Here is a 19,910-nt window from a genome sequence, read left to right as displayed (position 1 = left end):
CAGTTTTTGGTACAGTGTCTTGGAAATTAACCCTTTTTAGAAATTTAATATGAACTGGAAAGTTTAACCAATTAATTGTTCATATTAGCTTGGTTAGTAGAAACTATCTGCTAAATTGATTTTATATATATGATTATATATATCAATTATTAAGTAACTATATTCAAAGAAATTTGTATTATAGAAGTCAAATTCTTCAAAATCTAAATCAACTTTATATATATCATATATAAAGTCTAACCCATATTTTTCAATTAGATTAATAAATTTTTGATGATCATCGTAATCTATATTATTTCTCTCGTCATCATATTCTTCAAATGCAATATTTATCTCTTCTTCAAATAACATGATTATTTTTCTAAATGAATAAAAATCGCTTTTTTCAATTGATGATATAATATTCGTTATCTTCAATATCACTTCTTTATAGTAATCAGTAACTAGAAAATTAATATTACCAGAACCAAATGATTCTTCATCAACTTCCATTTTTAAAGAGTTAAAGTTGTTTAATTGTAATAAACTTAAATAAGTAAAACTTTCAAATGGCTCATATCTAGAGGAAATAGTACTCCCTTTTTTATTATTTGAAAAATACTCAATTGATAAAGCTGTATTTTTTATTAAACAAATTAATCGTTCTTCATCATTATCAACTGATAAATACAAATCATCAATAACAGTTATTAAAATATCAGTAATTTGATTATTATCATTAAGATCTAAATTTTTAAATATAGAGTATTCTTCAAATATATATTGATTATAAGAATCTATATTATTGTTCTTGATATCATTAATTATATCTTGAAAATGTTTATAATCATCATTAAATTCATAAATATTTAGCATTAAATGAATAAAATCATAGTATGAATTATACTTTTCATACTCTTCTGTATTAATTAAAACATCATCTAAATCAACTACTTGTTCTATTGTGTCTATTGATAAATCCACTGCGATTGTATATAATACAGGATTTAATAATCTTGAAATTTTTATTTTCATATTATTTTTTTTAAAATATTATAATTATTAGGTCTCTCCTAATAAATATTAATACTATAACCAAACTAATAAAGTGTTTATCACACAGGTTATAAGTAGATATTTAGTTTTAATATTTTTTCATTTTTAAACATAGTTTTGGCTGTCCAGTATTCACATTGAATCTGGATCTCATTGTTTGTAAAAATTATTTTTTGAATTTTAAAGCGTAAAAAGTATAACGCTTCAAGTATTATAGAATCTAATACTTAATAGGAATTAAAGAAGATAGAACATCCGACTCCTTAAAATAAACTGCACTACCAATTTTTGTAAAAGGTAAAAGTCCGTTTCTCTTATAGTTATCAATAGTTGAAACGGATTTTCCTAAAATATTAGCCACTTGTTCTCTATTCAATAACTTATCTTTTTTATTAAGATTTATATTCTCAATAAATTGTCCCATTGAAGCTACTAATGCTTCCTTAATAATAACTCCTAGCTCCTCAGGAGTTAATTGAATTAAATAATTTTGTTTCATTCTTTCTGTTTTTTCTTGTAGCAAATGTAGAAAGTGTTTAAAATAAAAAAGGGGGATTCCCCCCGTGTAATTTATTTTAAATTTTTAATCATTGAATTTAATACCTCAATTATTATTTTTTTATCTTCTATAGTTATATCATCTTTAAAATTAGTTCCAGTCAAATGCTTCTTTTCTAATTGGTTTATACTAACTCCACTAATATAGTTTATAGATTCAGCTAAAGTTTTATTTACTATTTTATTATCAAAAACATGAATTTTGATTAACCGTCCAAATACCCCCCAAAGTTTAGCATTAAAATTTGATTTGATTATTTTATTGTTTTCATTGTTTAATTTATTCTTTTGATTTTCTATTAAATTAATTCTTTTATTATTAATTTCTTTTAACAAAAATTCATAATAAATAATTTTCATTAAATCATCCAATTCAGTTTTATATATTTCTAAAAATAAATCTTTGAATGTTTTATTTTGATTGAAAGATTTACAGGGATATACACTATAACCAGATTGACCATGCGATATTCTTTCATATTCATTCAATTTTTTATTAAAATCTACTACCATTCTATTAGTAAAGAAAAAATATGATGTTGATAATCCTGATTTATATTCAAATTTTAATAATGATTCATCTGTCTTTGTTGGATTAGTTACACCATTATAATTTTCATAAAAAGTATATTCGTTATTTTTTTTGAATTCTCCTATTAATCTTTCCAAATTTTCACTTGGTGAAAAATATTTTAATTTAGAGAGAAAATTTCTTTCAATTCTATTTACTTTTACCGAATTATAAATATAATTTTCATCCGTTCCCAATAAGCTAAAATGATTTAAATTTGGTAATTTGTCTTTATCTTCAACTTTTCTAGTGTATTTTAACTTATTTAATATATTTACTAAATTCTCATATGAATTAAATTTTACTTCATTTTTAGTATTATTAAATTTTAATTCTTTCAAAATATCAAATGTGACCTCATCAAAACCTAAAAAAAGAATTGAATTTTCATAAAATTTCTCATCACTAATGTTTATTTTTTCTTTATTTTTAAAATCATTTAGAAAATTAAATAATTTTTTATTACAATAATTTTCTATTATTTCTTTTAATTCATTTCTCCTATCAATAGTTATTAAAAAAATATTTACTGTTCTTTTTATCATATTTCTAATTTACTTCTTAATAAATCTGCTTTTTGTTTATCTGACATTTTAACGTAAGATTGTAATGTTTTAGTTTGTTTATGGCCTGTTCCTATTTTTAATACATCAAGCTCCACTCCTCTACTAAAGTTTAAAGTCACAAAAGTTCTTCGTGCTGTATGGCTCTTTATTATATCATATTTATGTAAAATTGATCCATCTACGTTTTTTCCAACTTCCATATTTAATGAATCTATTTTCTGAGCTAACTCTTTTAAATAAACATTAAACTTAACGTTTGATATTTTTGGTAATTTTCCATTATAGGAATCTAATATCTGTTTAACCTTAATAGTGATAGGAATTGTTATCGCTTCTTTAGTTTTTTGTTGTCTTATTGACAAATATTGATCATCAATAATATTAGAGTAATTAATCTTCTGTAAATCAGAAAATCTTTGACCTGTATAACACAGTAATAAGAACAAATCTCTTACTTGACATAATTTCTTATTATCATTCAAATCAATTTCTTCTAACTCTTTAATTTCAGTTTCACCTAAAGCTAAATTATCAACTTCAACATCCTTTGTTAAGAAATTTCTATTCTCAATAAATGGATGAATACCAACGCCTAAACTTTTAGTAAAAAGTAAAACCGTTTTAAGGAATTTCATTTTTCTATAAATTGTTGTGGGTTTATATAACTTTATATTTACTAGATAATCTACAAATGAATTTCTAACCATATTATCAATCATATCAACATTATAGATTGACTTATTTAATCTTTCAAACTCTTGAAAATTATACTTAGCTTGTTTATACTTTTGAATAGTTGATTCCGTTACATCATTCTTGATTGTTTGAATATATAAATCAAAATAGTCAGAAACCGTTTTCGATTCTGATTTAGTATGCAAAGGTTTTTCATCAAAATAATGCTTTTTAACTAACATTTTAAATTCTTCACCTGTCGGTTTTCTATAAAACTCATTGATGAAAAATTCAAATGATTCTCTTGCAGAATTCTCCAAATCATATAAAATATTATTTATCGTATGTACATTTTTTACTTTAGATGTCTGTTTTATTTTACATTTATCCTTATCCCAATATAGAGGAAGTATAAATTGTTTAGATGATATTTTATATTGTTTTCCGTCCCATCTACATATCATATAAATTAATGTAGATTCTTTAGACTTAGGTTCTTTTAAACAAAAAGTAATCTTCATAAAATTAATTTACAATAAATATAATATGAAAAATTTAAAAGGGGATAAAGAAGGGGATGAATTTTCTGATAGAATTTAAAATTACTTAAGTTCATTTGGGGATTGTAATAAAAAAAACTCACTGAAATAGTGAGTTTTAATAATAACCAGTCTTAACCTATAATAATAACTAGTGGAGCTGGCGGGATTCGAACCCGCGTCCAAACAAGCAACAAATAAGCTTTCTACATGCTTAGTTTATTATTAATTTTCGACGAAATCCTGAGAATAAACACTCTGTCATCCGCTTATCATCTAAAATCTCAAAACCTATCCGATGCACTAAGGTTTCTATTCTTACTTTCCCGTGTCCCTGTATCAAACGCCGTAAGTCAAGGCTTTTGAGGGACATTCAGCTTCTATACCTAGTATAGACGTGGCGTATTCTTACTAAAATTCAGAATTATGCAGCTAAAGCGTACTCTTCGTTGCCAGTTAAAAAGTTGAAGTGCCTGATTAAAGTGAGTACACAACCTATCACTGCATGCTTACTTACCCATTGGCCCTGCTGTCAAAACCAGTCAGCCCCATAAAGTAAATTGTCAATAAATAATTGACGGATGCCAAATATACAAATTTTATACCAAATAGAATTAACTTTTTCTAAACATAATTATTGAACAAATTTGAATAAATTAGAGAAAATTCAATTCACAAAAATTTTAATAAAATGGGAAACTTAGTTAATGTACCTACATTCAAAGATCATTATGACAATTACATCAATGGTCAATTTACGCCACCTACAAACGGAAAATACTTTGATGTTGTAACACCACTTACTGGAAAAGTTTTTACAAAAGCTGCGCATTCTTCAGAAGAAGATTTAGCAAAAGCGGTAGATGCTGCTCACGAAGCTTTCAAAAGTTGGAGTCAAACTTCGCCAACACAACGAAGCATTATTTTGAATAAAATTGCAGATAGAATCGAAGAAAATCTACAAAATGTTGCGGCTGTAGAAACCTACGATAACGGAAAACCAGTTCGTGAAACATTGAATGCTGATATTCCTTTAGCAATCGATCATTTCAGATATTTTGCTTCGGTAATTCGTGCTGAGGAAGGTTCTATCAACGAATTAGATAAAGATACAGTTTCAATTATTATCCACGAGCCAATTGGTGTTGTTGCGCAAATTATTCCTTGGAACTTCCCAATTTTGATGGCGGTTTGGAAATTAGCTCCAGCTTTGGCTGCTGGAAACTGTGTGGTTTTAAAACCTGCTGAATCTACTCCTATCTCGATTTTATATTTATTCGAATTAATTGGAGATTTATTACCTCCAGGAGTTGTTAACATTGTAAATGGTTTTGGTGGAGAATTAGGTCGCGCATTGGTGACAAATCCTAAAGTATCGAAAGCTGCGTTTACAGGATCTACAGCTACAGGACGTTTCGTGATGCAATATGCAACAGAAAATATTATTCCAGTTACGTTAGAATTAGGTGGAAAATCGCCAAACGTATTCTTCGAATCTGTAATGGATCATGATGATGATTTCTTAGACAAAGCGATTGAAGGAGCTGTATTATTTGCTTTAAATCAAGGTGAAATTTGTACGTGTCCTTCGCGATTATTGATTCAAGAATCTATTTATGATAAGTTTATTGCGCGAGTTGTAGAACGTGTAAATATGATTAAAGCAGGAAATCCTCTTGATCCTGAAACAATGATTGGTGCGCAAGCTTCTCAAATTCAGTATGACAAAATTTTAAGTTATATTAAATTAGGAAAAGAAGAAGGTGCAGAAGTTTTAACTGGTGGTGACGCTAATCATTTACAAGGTGAATGCGAAACAGGTTATTACATCAAACCAACTTTATTTAAAGGAAATAACAAGATGCGTATCTTCCAAGAAGAGATTTTTGGACCTGTGTTAGCTGTGACAACTTTCAAAGATGAAGCAGAAGCTATTGAGCTTGCTAATGACACTATTTATGGCTTAGGAGCTGGTGTTTGGACGCGTGATGCACATCAATTGTACCAAGTTCCACGTGCTATTCAGGCTGGTCGTGTTTGGGTTAATCAATATCATAGTTATCCTGCTGGAGCGCCTTTCGGAGGTTATAAACAATCTGGTATCGGACGTGAAAACCACAAAATGATGTTAGATCATTATCGTCAAACTAAAAACATGTTAGTTTCTTACAGCAAAAAGAAATTAGGTTTCTTCTAAATCAATAATTAATTAAAAATCTCAAAAAATGAAACGTGTTGATGCAACAGAAAAAGCGATTAATTTATTGAATGAATTAAAAGCAAAACATGGCGATTTAATGCTTTATCAAGCAGGAGGTTGCTGTGAAGGAACGCAACCGCAATGTTTCAGAAAAGGAGAATTTTATCTTCGATACAAAGATGTTTGCATTGGAGAAATTGATGGAGTTGAATTTTGGATTGACAAAGATTTGTTCGAATATTGGAAACATGCTCATTTCGAATTAGATGTTATTGATGCGATTGGCGCAGGAGGTTTTTCGTTAGAAGTTCCGCTTGGCAAAACATTTAAAGTCAATTATCGAATATTCTCTCAAGAAGAACTTAATCAATTAGACGAAGTCAAAATCAATTTATAACAGAAAAGCCATTTGCATTGCAAATGGCTTTTTTATTTATGATAGAAATAATTTTATCCTAAAACTTCAATCGCTTTGTTGATACGTGCAATCGTTTCCTCTTTTCCTAAAGTTGCCATAATTACAGGAACATCTGGTCCTTGTAAAGCACCAACTAAACTAAGACGTAAAGGCATTCCGATTTTTCCAAATCCAATTTCTTGCGTTGTAACAAATTCTGCCATTGCATCGTGTAAAACTTCTGAAGTAAATTCTGATGAATTTAAAACTTCAACAAATTTTCCTAAAATCTCTTTAGAATCATCTTTCCAAGCTTTTTTAGCTGCTTTTTCATCGTAAGTAGAAGGAGCTATATAAAAGAATTGACCTTGTTCGTAAATATCTTTTACAAAGTTTGCTCTTTCTTTTAACAATTCAACCACTTTTGCATCTAAAGCTGGATTCGCTTCGATTCCATTTTCTTTTAAAACTTCTTCGAAAGATGGTAATAATTCTTCAACAGATTTTTGTTGTAAATATTGATGATTGAACCAAGTTGCTTTTTCCGGAGAAAAACGTGCACCCGATTTTGAAACTTTTTCTAATGAAAATAATTGAATCAATTCTTCCATTGTAAAAATCTCTTGATCAGTTCCAGAATTCCATCCCAATAAAGCTAACATATTCAATACTGCATCTGGGAAATAACCTTCTTGTTTGTATCCTTTTGCAATTCCTTCTTCTGTTTTCCATTCCATTGGGAAAACTGGAAATCCGTGTTTGTCTCCATCACGTTTACTTAATTTTCCTTTTCCTTCTGGTTTTAAGATTAATGGTAAATGTGCGAAACGAGGTGCTTCCCAACCAAATGCATCATACAATAATTCGTGCAAAGCCATTGATGGTAACCATTCTTCTCCACGAATTACGTGAGAAATTCCCATCAAATGATCGTCCACAATATTTGCTAAGTGATACGTTGGCATTCCATCAGATTTAAACAAAACTTTATCATCTAAAGTTGATGCATCAATCGTTATTTTTCCACGAATCATATCATCCAATAAAACTGTACGAGAATCATCAATTTTGAAACGAATTACATAAGGAGTTCCATTCCCAATTAAAGCTTTTGTTTCATCTTCCGTCAACGATAAAGAGTTTTTTAACTTTCCTCTTGTCGACCAGTTATAAATAAATGTTTCTTTATTTTCTTCTGCTTTTACACGCGCAGCATCTAATTCTTCTGCTGTATCAAACGCATAATATGCATTTCCAGAAGCTAATAATTCGTCTACATATTGTTTGTAGATTTCTTTACGCTCTGATTGACGGTAAGAACCTAAATCTCCACCAAAACCAACACCTTCATCAGGAGTTAAGCCTAACCATTTCAACGAATCGATAATATATTGTTCAGCACCTTCCACATAACGTGTTTGGTCTGTATCCTCTATTCTTAATAAGAATTTTCCGTTATTATGTTTTGCGAAAAGATAATTGTATAACGCAGTACGGACTCCTCCGATGTGTAACGCACCTGTTGGACTTGGCGCAAATCTTACACGAACTTCTTTTGCCATTGTATCAAAATTTTTGCAAATTTAAGTCGTTCAATTCTATAATAGATATTTATTTTAAATAATATTCTATTTTTTATCTTCGTAAAACGAAAATTCAACAAAATAAAACCACATAAAAATGAAATTATATACAATAGAAACAGGAAATTTTAAATTAGATGGCGGTGCCATGTTCGGAATTGTACCAAAATCGATTTGGAATAAAACCAATCCTGCTGATGATAGAAATTTAATCGACCTTGCGATGAGATGTCTATTAATCGAAGATGGTAAACGATTAATATTGATTGATACAGGAATCGGAACTAAACAAGATGCAAAATTCTTTGGTTTTTATTATTTATGGGGCGATGCTACTTTAGATAACTCTTTAGCCAAACATGGTTTTCATCGCGATGATATTACAGATATTTTCTTGACGCATTTGCATTTTGATCATTGTGGTGGCGCAATTCAATACAACAAAGAGAAAGATTATTTAGAAGCTTCATTCAAAAACGCAAAATTTTGGTCGAATGCGAATCATTGGGATTGGGCAGTAAATCCAAATCCACGTGAAAAAGCGTCTTTCCTGAAAGAAAATATTTTACCTCTACAAGAAAGTGGACAACTTAATTTGATTGATTTGCCTCAAAATGGATCAATTTTAGAAAATTCTCCACTTGGTTTTGATATTTTATTTGTGGATGGACATACCGAAAAGCAAATGTTACCAATCATTACATATAAAAGCAAAAAAATAGTTTATATCGCAGATTTAATCCCAACTGTAGGGCATATTCCATTAATTTATGTAATTGGGTTTGATACACGACCTTTAATAACAGTTGAAGAAAAAGGAACGTTTTTACAAAAAGCAGTCGAAAATGAATATATTTTGTTTTTTGAACATGACCATGTCAACGAATTAGCTACGTTAAAATTAACAGAAAAAGGGGTTAGATTAGATCAAACCTATTCATTTTCAGAAGTTTTTGATTCAATTTAAAATCAATTTCATAACCGAAATGATTTCACAAATTCAGAAAAATATTTTCATACCTTTGTGTTGTCATTTAAAAAAATTATAGAAGCATGGGATGTGGATCTTGTGGAACTTCTAATGGCCTTCCGAAAGGATGTAACAATAATGGTGCTTGTGGCACTGATGGTTGTGGAAAATTATCAGTTTTTGATTGGTTATCGAATATGCAACTTCCAAATGGACAAGAAAAGTTCAATTTTGTGGAAGTTCGTTTCAAAAACGATCGAAAGTTTTATTATAAAAACGAAAACAACATATCTCTAAATATTGGCGATGTAATCGCTGTTGAAGGAACACCTGGTCATGATATTGGGGTTGTTACACTTACGGGTGAGCTTGTTAGAATCCAGATGAAAAAAAAGAATCTTTCGTGGACTGCGGAAGATGTCAAGAAGGTTTATCGCAAAGCGAACCAAAAAGATATAGAAACTTGGGTAGAGTTTCGTGATAGAGAAAAACAAACAATGGTTGATTCTCGAATTATGGCGAAAAACCTTAATTTGGAAATGAAAATTTGTGATGTTGAGTACCAAGGAGATGGAGCGAAAGTTACATTTTATTATACAGCAGAAGGACGTGTAGATTTCAGACAACTAATCAAAGAATACGCTGGGAAATTTGGCGTAAGAATTGAAATGAAACAAATCGGATATCGTCAAGAAGCAGCAAAAGTTGGTGGAATTGGATCTTGTGGACGCGAATTATGTTGTTCTACTTGGTTAACAGATTTCCGCTCTGTGAGCACTGCTGCAGCACGTTATCAACAATTGTCAATTAACTCGCAAAAGTTAGCTGGACAATGTGGTAAATTAAAATGTTGTTTAAATTTTGAATTGGATTCATATTTAGATGCATTAAATAGTTTTCCATCAATGGAAAGCCGTTTCGAGACTGAAAAAGGTTGGGCACATTGTGTTAAAATCGACGTTTTCAAGAAAGAAATGTGGTTTGCTTATGACAAAGGCGGAATTGTTTGGTACAAATTTTCGGTAGACGATATTCAAGAGTTTTTAGCAATCACTGCAAAAGGTCAAAAAACTGAACCTTTAGAGGATTTAGCTAAAAATGTAGAAGAATCGAAACCAGATTTTACAGATGTAATTGGTGAAGATTCTTTAGAACGTTTTGAACGTAAAGAAAAACAGAACAAAAAACGTAAAAGAATTAAGAATAATCAAAATTCTGGAAACGAAAAAGTTGCGGCGAATGCTAATAATCTGAAACCTCAGAAGGCAAAACAAAAACAGCCTAACGAGACGAAAGATAAAGCAAATCGTCCTGAAAATAAACAAGGAAAGAATCCAAATCAGTCTAAAAAGAATAATCAAAATAGACCGAACAAAAATTCGAATCCTAATCAGAATCAGCAACAACAAAATCAGCCAAAAGAGAAGCAACAGCCAACTCAAGCGAAAGAGCAACAAGCTCAACCAAATACTGATCAGCAAAAGCCGCAAGGAAATAATCGCAATCGCAATCAACAAAAGCGAAAACCGAATAATCCGAGCAATAATAGCCAACAAAATAATCAAACAAATCAGGCTAATCAGTCAACTCAACAACCAAAAAAACAACCTCAGCAAAATAATCAAAATGCTGAGCAAAAACCGAAAACTAAGGACGAGAATCAAGCAAATAATTCTCAACCGAATCCAAATAAATCGAAGAATCGAAATAAAAAAAGATTTAATCGTGGGCCAAAACCAGATGATACGCAACAGTAGTTTGCTTTTTATTTTAGTCTTTTTATTGTTTAGTTGCGAGGCTAAACATTATTATCAAGACACAAAAGATGTGAAAGACGAATGGAAGAATAATCAACCTCAAACCTTTACGTTTGATGTAAAAGATCCTAAACCTTCGGCTGTTAACATTGGATTTGTGTTAAGAAATAATACGTCGTATGAATATAGTAACTTATATTTGTTCACGAAATTCATCGATCCTAAAGGAAATGAAATGATTGATACTTTACAGTATTATATTGCAAATCCCGATGGAAGCTGGATTGGTAAAGGAATGACAACAAAAGAAATGATGTTGGTTTATCGCGAAAATTTACCAATAAAAGACTCTGGTCGCTATCAACTAAAAGTTTGGCAAGGTATGCGAACAAAAAATTTGAAAGGAATCGAAGACATTAGTTTGATTGTTGATAAAGCTGAATAATACAGAATGGAAAACAATAAAAATTCTAAAACAAGCACAACTTCTAAAGCAAAAAAGAAGTTCAATAGCTTTTCATTAGCCAAAAAAATAATCGTTACCATTTGGGTACTGTTTTTTTGTGCCGTATTAGGAATTTTCGGAATCTTTTGGGCTACATCTAACGGATGGTTAGGTGAAATTCCCAATGTACGCGATTTAGAAAATCCTGATATTTATGTTTCATCAGAAATTATTTCTTCTGATGGTGTTTTGTTAGATCGTTTCGAAGCAGAACGCAGAACACCAGTCGATTACAAAGATTTACCTCCACATTTAGTTGACGCATTGTTAGCAAAAGAGGACGTTCGTTTCTTTGATCACTCAGGTGTAGACATAAAAGCAGCAGCTCGTGCAATTACTTCTGGAGGAGAATCTGGAGGTGGTTCTACAATTACACAGCAGTTAGCAAAACAATTGTACACAAAAGATCCTTCTTCTAATAAAGTAAAACGTGTTTTACAGAAATTAAAAGAATGGGTAACTTCTGTTCAGTTAGAAAAATTGTACACAAAAGAAGAAATTATTGCAATGTATTTCAATAAGTTCGACTTTATTTATAATGCAAAAGGAATTGAATCTGCTTCTAAAGTTTATTTCAACAAAACAACGAAAGAATTAAATTTAGATGAAGCTGCAACATTGGTTTCGATGTTTCAAAATCCTGTTGCGTATAATCCTGTAAAATATCCTGAAGTTTCTAAAAAGCAAAGAAATCTTGTCTTAAAGCAAATGATGAAATACAACAAAATTTCTCAAGCTGAAGGAGAAGCCGCGCAAAATGCGCCTTTGGTTACAGATAAACAAGATATTATGAAACATGATGAATCACATTCAGCATATTTCAAATCTGCTTTGAGAAAGGAAATTCAACAATGGATGGTTGATTATGAGAAAGAAACAGGAAAATCTTATAACCTTGAAAAAGATGGTTTAAAAATCTATGTAACGTTAGACTCAAGAATGCAAAATTTAGCTGAAGAAGCGGTTAAAAAACAATTAAAAGTTTTACAAGACCAATTCTTTGGTGAGCAACGCGGACGTAGTTTAGCACCATTCTATAATATTTCTGCTGCAAAAAGAACACAAATCTTTAAGCAAGCAATGGCTCGTACAGATTTGTATAAAAAGATGAAAGCCGAAGGAAAATCTGAAGCTGAAATCGAAACTGTTTTCAATACCCCTCGCGACTCTGTTCAGTTCTTTACATGGAACGGAATTCAGTACAAAAAAGGGAAAACATTGATGGATTCAATCGAATATCACAAACATATTTTACAAGCTGGTTTGATGTCAATGGATCCAAAAGATGGAACAATCAAAGCTTGGGTTGGAGGAATCGATTGGAATTATTTCAAATTTGACCACGTAAAACAAGCGCGTCGTCAGGTAGGTTCTACGTTCAAACCGTTTGTTTATGCAACAGCAATTAATCAATTAGGATTAACACCTTGTCATACTGTTTCTAATGAGAGAATACCAGGAAAATGGTCTCCTCGAAATGCTAACGGTAAATATGGTGGATCTCAAGATTTAAGAACTGCATTAGCTTATTCAACAAATATTGTCGCTGCCCGTTTGATTATGCAAACAGGTGAAGAACCTGTAATTCAAATGGCTCGGGACCTTGGAGTTGAATCTCCTATCGTAAAAGATCCTACAATTGCATTAGGTTCTGCTGACTTATCTTTATATGAAATGGTTGGTGCGATGAGTGCTTTTGCTAATGGTGGTATTTACATTAAACCCCAATTAATCTTAAGAATAGAAGATAAACAAGGAAAAGTTATCAAAGATTATACACCTCAAACACGAGAAGTTGTTAATGAAAACGTAGCGTACACTATGATTGATTTGATGAAAGGTGTTATAGACAGAGGTTCTGGTGCGAGATTAAGAAATCGCTACGGAATGACTGCCGAAATTGCTGGTAAAACAGGTACAACAAACGAAAACTCTGATGGTTGGTTTATGGGATTAACACCAAATTTAGTTACTGGAGTTTGGGTTGGTGCAGAAGACCGATTTGCTCACTTTGCGAGTACAGCCACAGGGCAAGGAGCCAATACAGCTATGCCAATTTGGGCTTATTATATGCAAGGCGTTTACAAAGAAGGAGGTAAATTTGGGGTAACAGTTGGAGATAAATTTGACAAACCTAAAGACATTGAAAAACATTGGGATTGTTCGAATACATACGGATTCCATCAATATGATGAAATGTATGATCCAGGTCCAATTATCGAAGGAAGTGGTAGTGAAAGCGTAGGCGAAAACTATGAAATTCCTGATGAAGAAGGTCAATAATTAAATTGATATAAACAAAATAGCCACTCAAAATTGAGTGGCTATTTTTATTAGTTATAATTCCTCTTTTTCGTCTTCGTTATCAAACTGATTGTTGTACGCTTCACGCTCTTGTGCCAATTTCTTTTCGCGTTGTTTTTTCTTATAGTCTCGAATCGTCATATAGGTTAACAACACAACAAGCGCTGCAACTAAAAAATAATTAACATACGTAAATAAGTTCGTAATTGTATCAGTTACCACCTCATCTGGCGTTACAACAGCGTTTTCTTCCATAGGAAATATTTTTTATTGATAGAATTCTTTCGGATATTCTACCATTCCATTCACATTTTTTAGAGCTTCTTCAATCAACTCAATTGCCATGCAGTTCTCATCTGGAACATCAAAAGGTAACTGAATATCAAAATCAGATGCTTTTCTGTAACCAAATTTAGGATAATAAGTTGGATGACCTAATAAAATAACAGATTCAAAACCTAATTCTTTCGCTTTATTATGAGCAAATGCTATTAAATGACCACCAATTCCATTTCCTTGATAATTAGGTAAAACCGCTACAGGAGCAAGTGCTAAAGAATCGTAAGAAAAATTTGAATGATTAATTTTAATCTTTGTCAATAAAATATAACCAACAATCATTTCGTTCATTTCACATACCAAAGACAAATCAGGAACAAAACCATCAGAATTTCGTAATCGTTCAACTAAAAATTGTTCACGATGATCACTATATTCTTCATTTTCAAATGCCTTTTCAATCAATTTAAAAACTTGTTCATAATCACTTTTCTCTTCTTTCCTTATATTCATTCCTTCATCAATTGATTAACCTTATAAAATTAGAAAAAGGTTTTAACAAAACAAACAACAAATCGTATCTTTGTCGCTTATAGATTTTAAGCAAATGAGTCAACCAAAAAGATATACAATTACAGCGGCTTTACCTTATGCTAACGGACCATTGCACATTGGTCACATGGCAGGTGTTTACGTTCCTTCTGATATTTATGCGCGTTTTTTACGAAGAAAAGGAAAAGATGTAGCGTTTATTGGAGGTTCTGACGAACATGGTATTCCAATTACAATTCGAGCCAAAAAAGAAGGCGTTACGCCTCAAGACATTGTTGATCGTTATCACGAAAATATCAAAAATACATTGACTAATTTTGGTGTGACGTTCGATATTTATTCTCGTACAACATCAGATAAACACAGAGAAGTTGCTCAAGATTTCTTCAAAACGTTGTATGATAACAACAAGTTTACAGAAGATGTTACGGAACAATTTTACGATGAAGATGCGCACGAATTTTTAGCGGATCGATACATTCGTGGTGAATGTCCGAAATGTGGAAATCCTGATGCTTACGGCGATCAATGTGAAAAATGTGGCTCTACATTAAGCCCAGAAGAATTGATTAATCCTCGTTCTGCTTTATCTGGAAATACGCCAATCAGAAAAGAAACAAAAAACTGGTATTTGCCATTAGATCAGTACCAAGATTTCTTATCAAAATGGATTTTAGAAGGTCACAAAAATGATTGGAAATCGAGTGTTTATGGTCAAGTAAAATCTTGGTTAGACGATGGTTTGAAACCTCGTGCAATGACACGCGATTTGAACTGGGGAATTCCTGTTCCAGTTGAAGGTGCTGAAGGAAAAGTAATGTATGTTTGGTTCGATGCGCCAATTGGTTATATTTCTTTCACGCAAGAATGGGCAGAGAAAAACGGTAAAAATTGGAAAGATTATTGGCAAAATGAAGAAACGAAATTGGTTCATTTCATCGGAAAGGACAATATCGTTTTCCACTGTATCATTTTCCCAACTATGATGAAAGCGCATGGCGATTACATTATGCCAGACAATGTTCCTGCAAACGAATTCTTGAATTTAGAAGATGATAAAATATCAACTTCTCGTAATTGGGCAGTTTGGGCACACGAATATTTAGAAGATTTTCCAAATCAACAAGATACATTACGTTATGTGTTGACGGCGAATATGCCTGAAAATAAAGACAATAACTTTACGTGGAAAGATTTCCAAACTAAAAATAATTCTGAATTAGTTGGAATTTTAGGAAACTTTATCAACCGCGTAATGGTTCTTTCTCACAAATATTACGAAGGAATTGTTCCTGCAAAAACAATTGAATTTGAAGAATTAACTGAAATCAAATATTTTGCAAAACGCATTGGTGATCATTTAGAAAAGTATGAATTCCGTGCTGCTTTAACAGAATATATGAATTTAGCTCGTCTTGGGAATCAATTTTTACAAGCGAAAGAACCTTGGAAAAAAGGTGATGATCCAGAAGCTGTAAAAGGAATTATGTATGCTTCGACGCAAATTGCTGCTGCATTAGGACAATTAGGAGAACCATTTATTCCATTCACTTCTGAGAAAATATTAGCAATGATGAACGTAGAAAAAATGAGTTGGGATGATTTAGAATCAACTGACGAATTTGTAAAAGCTGGACATCGATTGGGACAGTCTGAATTAATTTTTGCAAAAATTGAGGACGAAGCAATCGAAGCACAAATCAATAAATTAAACGAAAGTAAAGTCAAAAATAATATGACAAATCCAAACGCAGAGCCTCAAAAAGAATTGATTTCTTTTGATGATTTCCAAAAAATGGATATCCGTATCGGAACTATTTTAGAAGCGAAAAAAGTTGAAAAAGCAGACAAATTATTCGAACTAAAAGTTGATACAGGAATGGACGTTCGTACAATTGTTTCTGGTATTGCAGAACATTTTACGTTAGAAGAAATCGTAGGAAAACAAGCGATGGTTTTAGCTAATTTAGTACCTCGTAAAATTCGTGGAATCGAATCGAACGGAATGTTATTATTCGCTGATAAAGCAGACGGAAAATTAACATTTGTAAATCCAGAAGAAGAAACGCCAAACGGTGTTCAAGTTGGATAGACTTAGATTTTAGATATAAGTATTGAGATATTAGAAAGCCACTTCGATGAAGTGGCTTTTGTTTTATTTTAGTTTAAATTCAGTTGCAATAACATATTGATTATCTAAAATTAATAGCTGATTTTCAAACTTTTTCGGCTCTCCAAAAGTTTTAAATTTGATGTTATTTTCAATAAAAAATTTCTCTATCTCATTAATTATTGAAAATGGAGCATTTAGAAATTTACCATTTCCTTCATTTATATTCTTTAAAAAAGTTTCAAAATCTAAATTTGATTTGTTTAAATAATCTTTTAATTTTCGAAAGCCTAGAACTCTATTATGAATAATCCTCTCTATATTTTCTAGAAAAAAATCTATGTTTTGTGGTTTTGAATTTAAGAAAATTTCTAAAAAACTTTCATTGTAATCAATTAATAATGGATGATCAGAAAACAACAATAACTTACATTCATTTTTTTCTTTTAAGAAAGCTTCCTTTTTACCAAGAAAATCAAAACGATAATTAATATTCTCAAAATTTAAAGAGATATAATTCGTATTAAAATCGTCAATTCTTATAAATTGATTATTTAAATCGTTAATTGTCATTAAAAAAATTTTCTAAGGATGTTCTGGAAAAGTAAACGAATCACCTTGACTTGGTTTATTTTTTCGTTGAGTTGGATTGTCTTCTTTTGTTATTTGATGCTCATTCAATTCATGTGCTGCTGTAAACGAAGTAACCATTGTATTCAGCATTTCCGAAGCGGCAGTTGGCGAATTTGGTAATAAAACTAACTTGCTTCCAGATTTCTCTCCAATAGCTTGCAAGGTATCATAATGTTGTGTTACTACAATAAGCGCAGAAGCCTCTTGCGACGTAATTCCCGCTCCATTTAACACATCAACAGATTCCAATAAACCTTTTGCAATTTCACGACGTTGATCCGCAATACCTTGTCCTTGCAAACGCTTCGATTCTGCTTCCGCTCTTGCTTTTTCTACAATCAAAATACGTGCAGCATCACCTTCATATTGCGCTGCTAATTTTTCACGTTCGGCAGCATTAATACGATTCATCGCATGTTTTACTTGCTCATCTGGATCAATATCTGTAACTAATGTTTTAACAATTTCATATCCATACGAATTCATTGCTTCCTGCAATTCACTTTTTACAGCAACTGCTATGTCATCTTTCTTCTCGAAAACATCATCCAAACGAAGTTTTGGAACCTCAGCTCGAACAACATCAAAAACGAAAGAAGTTATTTGTGTATAAGGATTATCTAATTTGTAAAATGCATCATAAACTTGAGTTTTGATGACTTGATATTGAACAGAAACTTTCAATCGAACAAATACATCATCTTTTGTCTTCGTTTCGACAACAACATCTAATTGTTGAATTTTAAGAGACATTTTTCCAGCAATTCTGTCAACAATCGGAATTTTGAATTGCAATCCTGGATTACGAATACTATTAAATTTCCCGAAACGCTCGATTACAACTGAAGTTTGTTGTTTTACTGTAAAGACGAATAAAAAAAGGAAAATAATTCCAAGAAAAACGATCACGCCTAAATATCCCATAAATTTTAGTGTTTTGAATTTGTTGGATTAAGATACAAAAAAAATTAGGAATGTTAAGTTATAACATTCCTAATTCGAATTTTGCTTCTTCGCTCATCATATCTCTATCCCAAGGTGGATCGAACGTAATTTCTACATAACATTTCGTTACATATTCTATCTCTTCTACGCGCTGTTCTACCTCTACAGGTAAACTTTCAGCCACAGGACAGTTTGGAGATGTAAGGGTCATGGTAACTTTTACTTCACCATCTGCATTCACCTGTGCATCGTAAACCAATCCCAATTCATATATATCAACTGGAATCTCAGGATCGTAAACTGTTTTGAATTTTTCAACCAATTTTTCTCCAATCGAATCTAATTGTTGTTCTGTTAATGCCATTGTTATCAACTGTTATTGTTCTGCAAATGTACAAATAGTTTAGCTTACGTGGAATTTTTCTAAATAACTATTTTTAATGACTTAAAATAAAATAGTTATAATAGAAGAAAATCGCTTCTTTGGAGAGTCCAAAAAAGCGATTTACAAACACGAAGAACTTTTTTATAAGAAAAGTTTTTTCTTTATATGGATTATTTAATTCCTGACCAAGCAGCCCATGTTGGAATTTCTGCACCATTACCTGCTCCAGTTGCTGCATTATTTTCTGTAAATGCTCCAGATACATCAACTGTAGCTCCTGCAGTATTTTTTCCTTTAGATTTAGTATCTACATTTACGAAACGTACATTTGTTAACTTACCTTTAGCATTAAACCAGTTAACTGATCGATCTGTTTCGATATCTAAACCTGTAACAAAATTTGCAATAACTAAGTTGTCAATATTTCCATTAGTACCTGCTCTTAATTTTGCGCCTTGAGATTCTGCACCATCTTTACTACCTACTACAGTAATATTTTTTAATGTTGGATTAGATATTGGTGTAGCATCTGGATTTGTGTCTTGATTATCTGCTTCTATTCCTCTATTACCAGGCTCTCCACCAATTGCAGTTGGTCTTCTTTTTGCATACCAGTTAGTTCCTGTACCTGACCAACCTTCTGTCCAGTCAAAAGAATCGTCTCCAACTCCATTTACAATAATATTAGAGGCATTTACAGAACCTCCAAAGAACTCAATTCCATCATCACCTCCATTTTCAATATAAATATTATCTATTTTAGTTCCGCTACCAACACCAAATAAAGAAAGTCCATTAAACTCTTTTTGATCATTGAATTTAGCTCCAGAATCTTTAATGATTACATATGTTAAAGAACCTGAATTATCCGAATTCTCTTTTCCTCCATATATTTTTTCTCCTAACTCTGAAGTAGACTCACCTGATGCACTACGATTAGATGTTGCTTTACCCAAAATTACTAAACCTCCCCATTCTCCTGGAGTATGATTAATTCCTTGAAAAACAACTGGATTAGAAGCTGTACCATTTGCATAAATTTTACCTCCTCTATAAACAATGATATAAGCAGATGTACCACCTGTTGCAGTAAATTTAGTACCAGCAGGAATAGTAAGTGTAGCACCTTCTTCTACTGTTACAATACCTGTTAAGTAGTATGTTTTTGATGCATCTAATGTTAAATTTTGACCAGATTTAATTGTTCCTTTAAAATTATCTGGAGTTAACTCTTGTGCTTGAGTTTCTGTATCATCATCGTCATTGTTACTACAAGAAGTTACGAACGCAGTCGACGAAAGTAAAGTAGCGCAAAAAATTGCTTTAAAAATTGCTTTTTTCATTTG

The 19,910-nt window shown here is 31.4% G+C and carries 18 protein-coding genes and 1 other RNA gene; 7 read left to right on the top strand and 12 right to left on the bottom strand.

All coding sequences use genetic code 11. The annotated features are described in order from the left end of the window. Window positions 1–93: 93 nt before the first annotated feature. From B4E59_RS07035 to ssrA, 5 genes are all read right to left on the bottom strand, one after another. The gene (locus B4E59_RS07035) at window positions 94–1,014 is read right to left on the bottom strand and encodes a hypothetical protein (RefSeq protein WP_291052285.1); all 921 of its coding nucleotides are present in this window, start codon (window positions 1,012–1,014) and stop codon (window positions 94–96) included. A gap of 241 nt (window positions 1,015–1,255) precedes the next feature. After that, window positions 1,256–1,534 carry a helix-turn-helix domain-containing protein gene (locus B4E59_RS07030; RefSeq protein ID WP_291052282.1) on the bottom strand — a complete coding sequence of 93 codons (279 nt, stop codon included), beginning with the start codon at window positions 1,532–1,534 and terminating at the stop codon, window positions 1,256–1,258. 71 nt (window positions 1,535–1,605) lie between these two features. Next, window positions 1,606–2,709 (bottom strand): hypothetical protein, encoded by a 1,104-nt coding sequence (locus tag B4E59_RS07025; RefSeq protein WP_291052279.1) that lies wholly within the window; start codon window positions 2,707–2,709, stop codon window positions 1,606–1,608. Further along, entirely contained in the window at window positions 2,706–3,926 is a 1,221-nt protein-coding gene (locus tag B4E59_RS07020) for a site-specific integrase (RefSeq protein WP_291052277.1), read from the bottom strand. The genes B4E59_RS07025 and B4E59_RS07020 overlap by 4 nt, the downstream gene beginning before the upstream one ends. A gap of 170 nt (window positions 3,927–4,096) precedes the next feature. Then, window positions 4,097–4,494: a transfer-messenger RNA gene (gene ssrA / locus B4E59_RS07015) on the bottom strand. Window positions 4,495–4,635: 141 nt separating this feature from the next. Between ssrA and B4E59_RS07010 the strand changes: the two genes are divergently transcribed. Both B4E59_RS07010 and B4E59_RS07005 read left to right on the top strand, forming a co-directional pair. Next, the gene (locus B4E59_RS07010; protein WP_221854736.1) at window positions 4,636–6,141 is read left to right on the top strand and encodes an aldehyde dehydrogenase family protein; all 1,506 of its coding nucleotides are present in this window, start codon (window positions 4,636–4,638) and stop codon (window positions 6,139–6,141) included. Window positions 6,142–6,169: 28 nt separating this feature from the next. Beyond that, on the top strand, window positions 6,170–6,541 hold the full coding sequence (locus B4E59_RS07005; protein WP_180905490.1) for a DUF779 domain-containing protein: 372 nt from the start codon (window positions 6,170–6,172) through the stop codon (window positions 6,539–6,541). Between the two features lie 53 nt (window positions 6,542–6,594). On the opposite strand, the gene gltX is transcribed toward B4E59_RS07005, so the two are convergent. Then, entirely contained in the window at window positions 6,595–8,103 is a 1,509-nt protein-coding gene (gene gltX / locus B4E59_RS07000) for a glutamate--tRNA ligase (RefSeq protein WP_221854737.1), read from the bottom strand. A gap of 118 nt (window positions 8,104–8,221) precedes the next feature. Between gltX and B4E59_RS06995 the strand changes: the two genes are divergently transcribed. From B4E59_RS06995 to B4E59_RS06980, 4 genes are all read left to right on the top strand, one after another. Further along, on the top strand, window positions 8,222–9,091 hold the full coding sequence (locus tag B4E59_RS06995) for an MBL fold metallo-hydrolase (protein ID WP_219034838.1): 870 nt from the start codon (window positions 8,222–8,224) through the stop codon (window positions 9,089–9,091). Window positions 9,092–9,177: 86 nt separating this feature from the next. Next, window positions 9,178–10,851: a PSP1 domain-containing protein gene (locus B4E59_RS06990; RefSeq protein WP_221854738.1), complete on the top strand. Its 1,674-nt coding sequence runs from the start codon at window positions 9,178–9,180 to the stop codon at window positions 10,849–10,851. Beyond that, window positions 10,835–11,296, top strand: a complete 462-nt coding sequence (gldH, locus tag B4E59_RS06985; protein WP_221854739.1) for a gliding motility lipoprotein GldH — start codon at window positions 10,835–10,837, stop codon at window positions 11,294–11,296. Before B4E59_RS06990 ends, gldH begins: the two co-directional genes overlap by 17 nt. Window positions 11,297–11,302: 6 nt before the next feature. Further along, complete coding sequence (locus B4E59_RS06980) at window positions 11,303–13,639, top strand: transglycosylase domain-containing protein (RefSeq protein WP_291046733.1); 2,337 nt, start codon at window positions 11,303–11,305, stop codon at window positions 13,637–13,639. Window positions 13,640–13,693: 54 nt separating this feature from the next. On the opposite strand, the gene B4E59_RS06975 is transcribed toward B4E59_RS06980, so the two are convergent. Both B4E59_RS06975 and B4E59_RS06970 read right to left on the bottom strand, forming a co-directional pair. After that, window positions 13,694–13,915 carry a hypothetical protein gene (locus B4E59_RS06975; protein WP_291046735.1) on the bottom strand — a complete coding sequence of 74 codons (222 nt, stop codon included), beginning with the start codon at window positions 13,913–13,915 and terminating at the stop codon, window positions 13,694–13,696. 12 nt (window positions 13,916–13,927) lie between these two features. Further along, a complete protein-coding gene (locus tag B4E59_RS06970) occupies window positions 13,928–14,452 on the bottom strand; it encodes a GNAT family N-acetyltransferase (RefSeq protein WP_291052273.1) in 525 nt (174 codons plus the stop codon). Between the two features lie 94 nt (window positions 14,453–14,546). Here B4E59_RS06970 and metG point away from each other — a divergent pair, with 94 nt between their 5' ends. After that, entirely contained in the window at window positions 14,547–16,583 is a 2,037-nt protein-coding gene (gene metG, locus B4E59_RS06965; RefSeq protein WP_291052270.1) for a methionine--tRNA ligase, read from the top strand. A gap of 63 nt (window positions 16,584–16,646) precedes the next feature. On the opposite strand, the gene B4E59_RS06960 is transcribed toward metG, so the two are convergent. The 4 genes from B4E59_RS06960 to B4E59_RS06945 form a co-directional block, all read right to left on the bottom strand. Beyond that, on the bottom strand, window positions 16,647–17,174 hold the full coding sequence (locus B4E59_RS06960) for a hypothetical protein (protein WP_291052268.1): 528 nt from the start codon (window positions 17,172–17,174) through the stop codon (window positions 16,647–16,649). Window positions 17,175–17,186: 12 nt separating this feature from the next. Further along, window positions 17,187–18,158, bottom strand: a complete 972-nt coding sequence (locus B4E59_RS06955) for an SPFH domain-containing protein (protein ID WP_291052265.1) — start codon at window positions 18,156–18,158, stop codon at window positions 17,187–17,189. A 58-nt stretch (window positions 18,159–18,216) separates the two neighbouring features. Next, window positions 18,217–18,543 (bottom strand): iron-sulfur cluster assembly protein, encoded by a 327-nt coding sequence (locus B4E59_RS06950; RefSeq protein WP_280038109.1) that lies wholly within the window; start codon window positions 18,541–18,543, stop codon window positions 18,217–18,219. 191 nt (window positions 18,544–18,734) lie between these two features. Next, window positions 18,735–19,907, bottom strand: a complete 1,173-nt coding sequence (locus B4E59_RS06945) for a beta-helix domain-containing protein (RefSeq protein ID WP_291052262.1) — start codon at window positions 19,905–19,907, stop codon at window positions 18,735–18,737. Between the last annotated feature and the right edge of the window lie 3 nt (window positions 19,908–19,910).

Source organism: Empedobacter sp. UBA2044 (assembly GCF_002333005.1).
GTDB classification, from domain to species: Bacteria; Bacteroidota; Bacteroidia; order Flavobacteriales; family Weeksellaceae; genus Empedobacter; species Empedobacter falsenii_B.
Note: the sequence above shows the minus strand (reverse complement) of the source record. Positions and strands in the feature narration are given on the sequence as shown.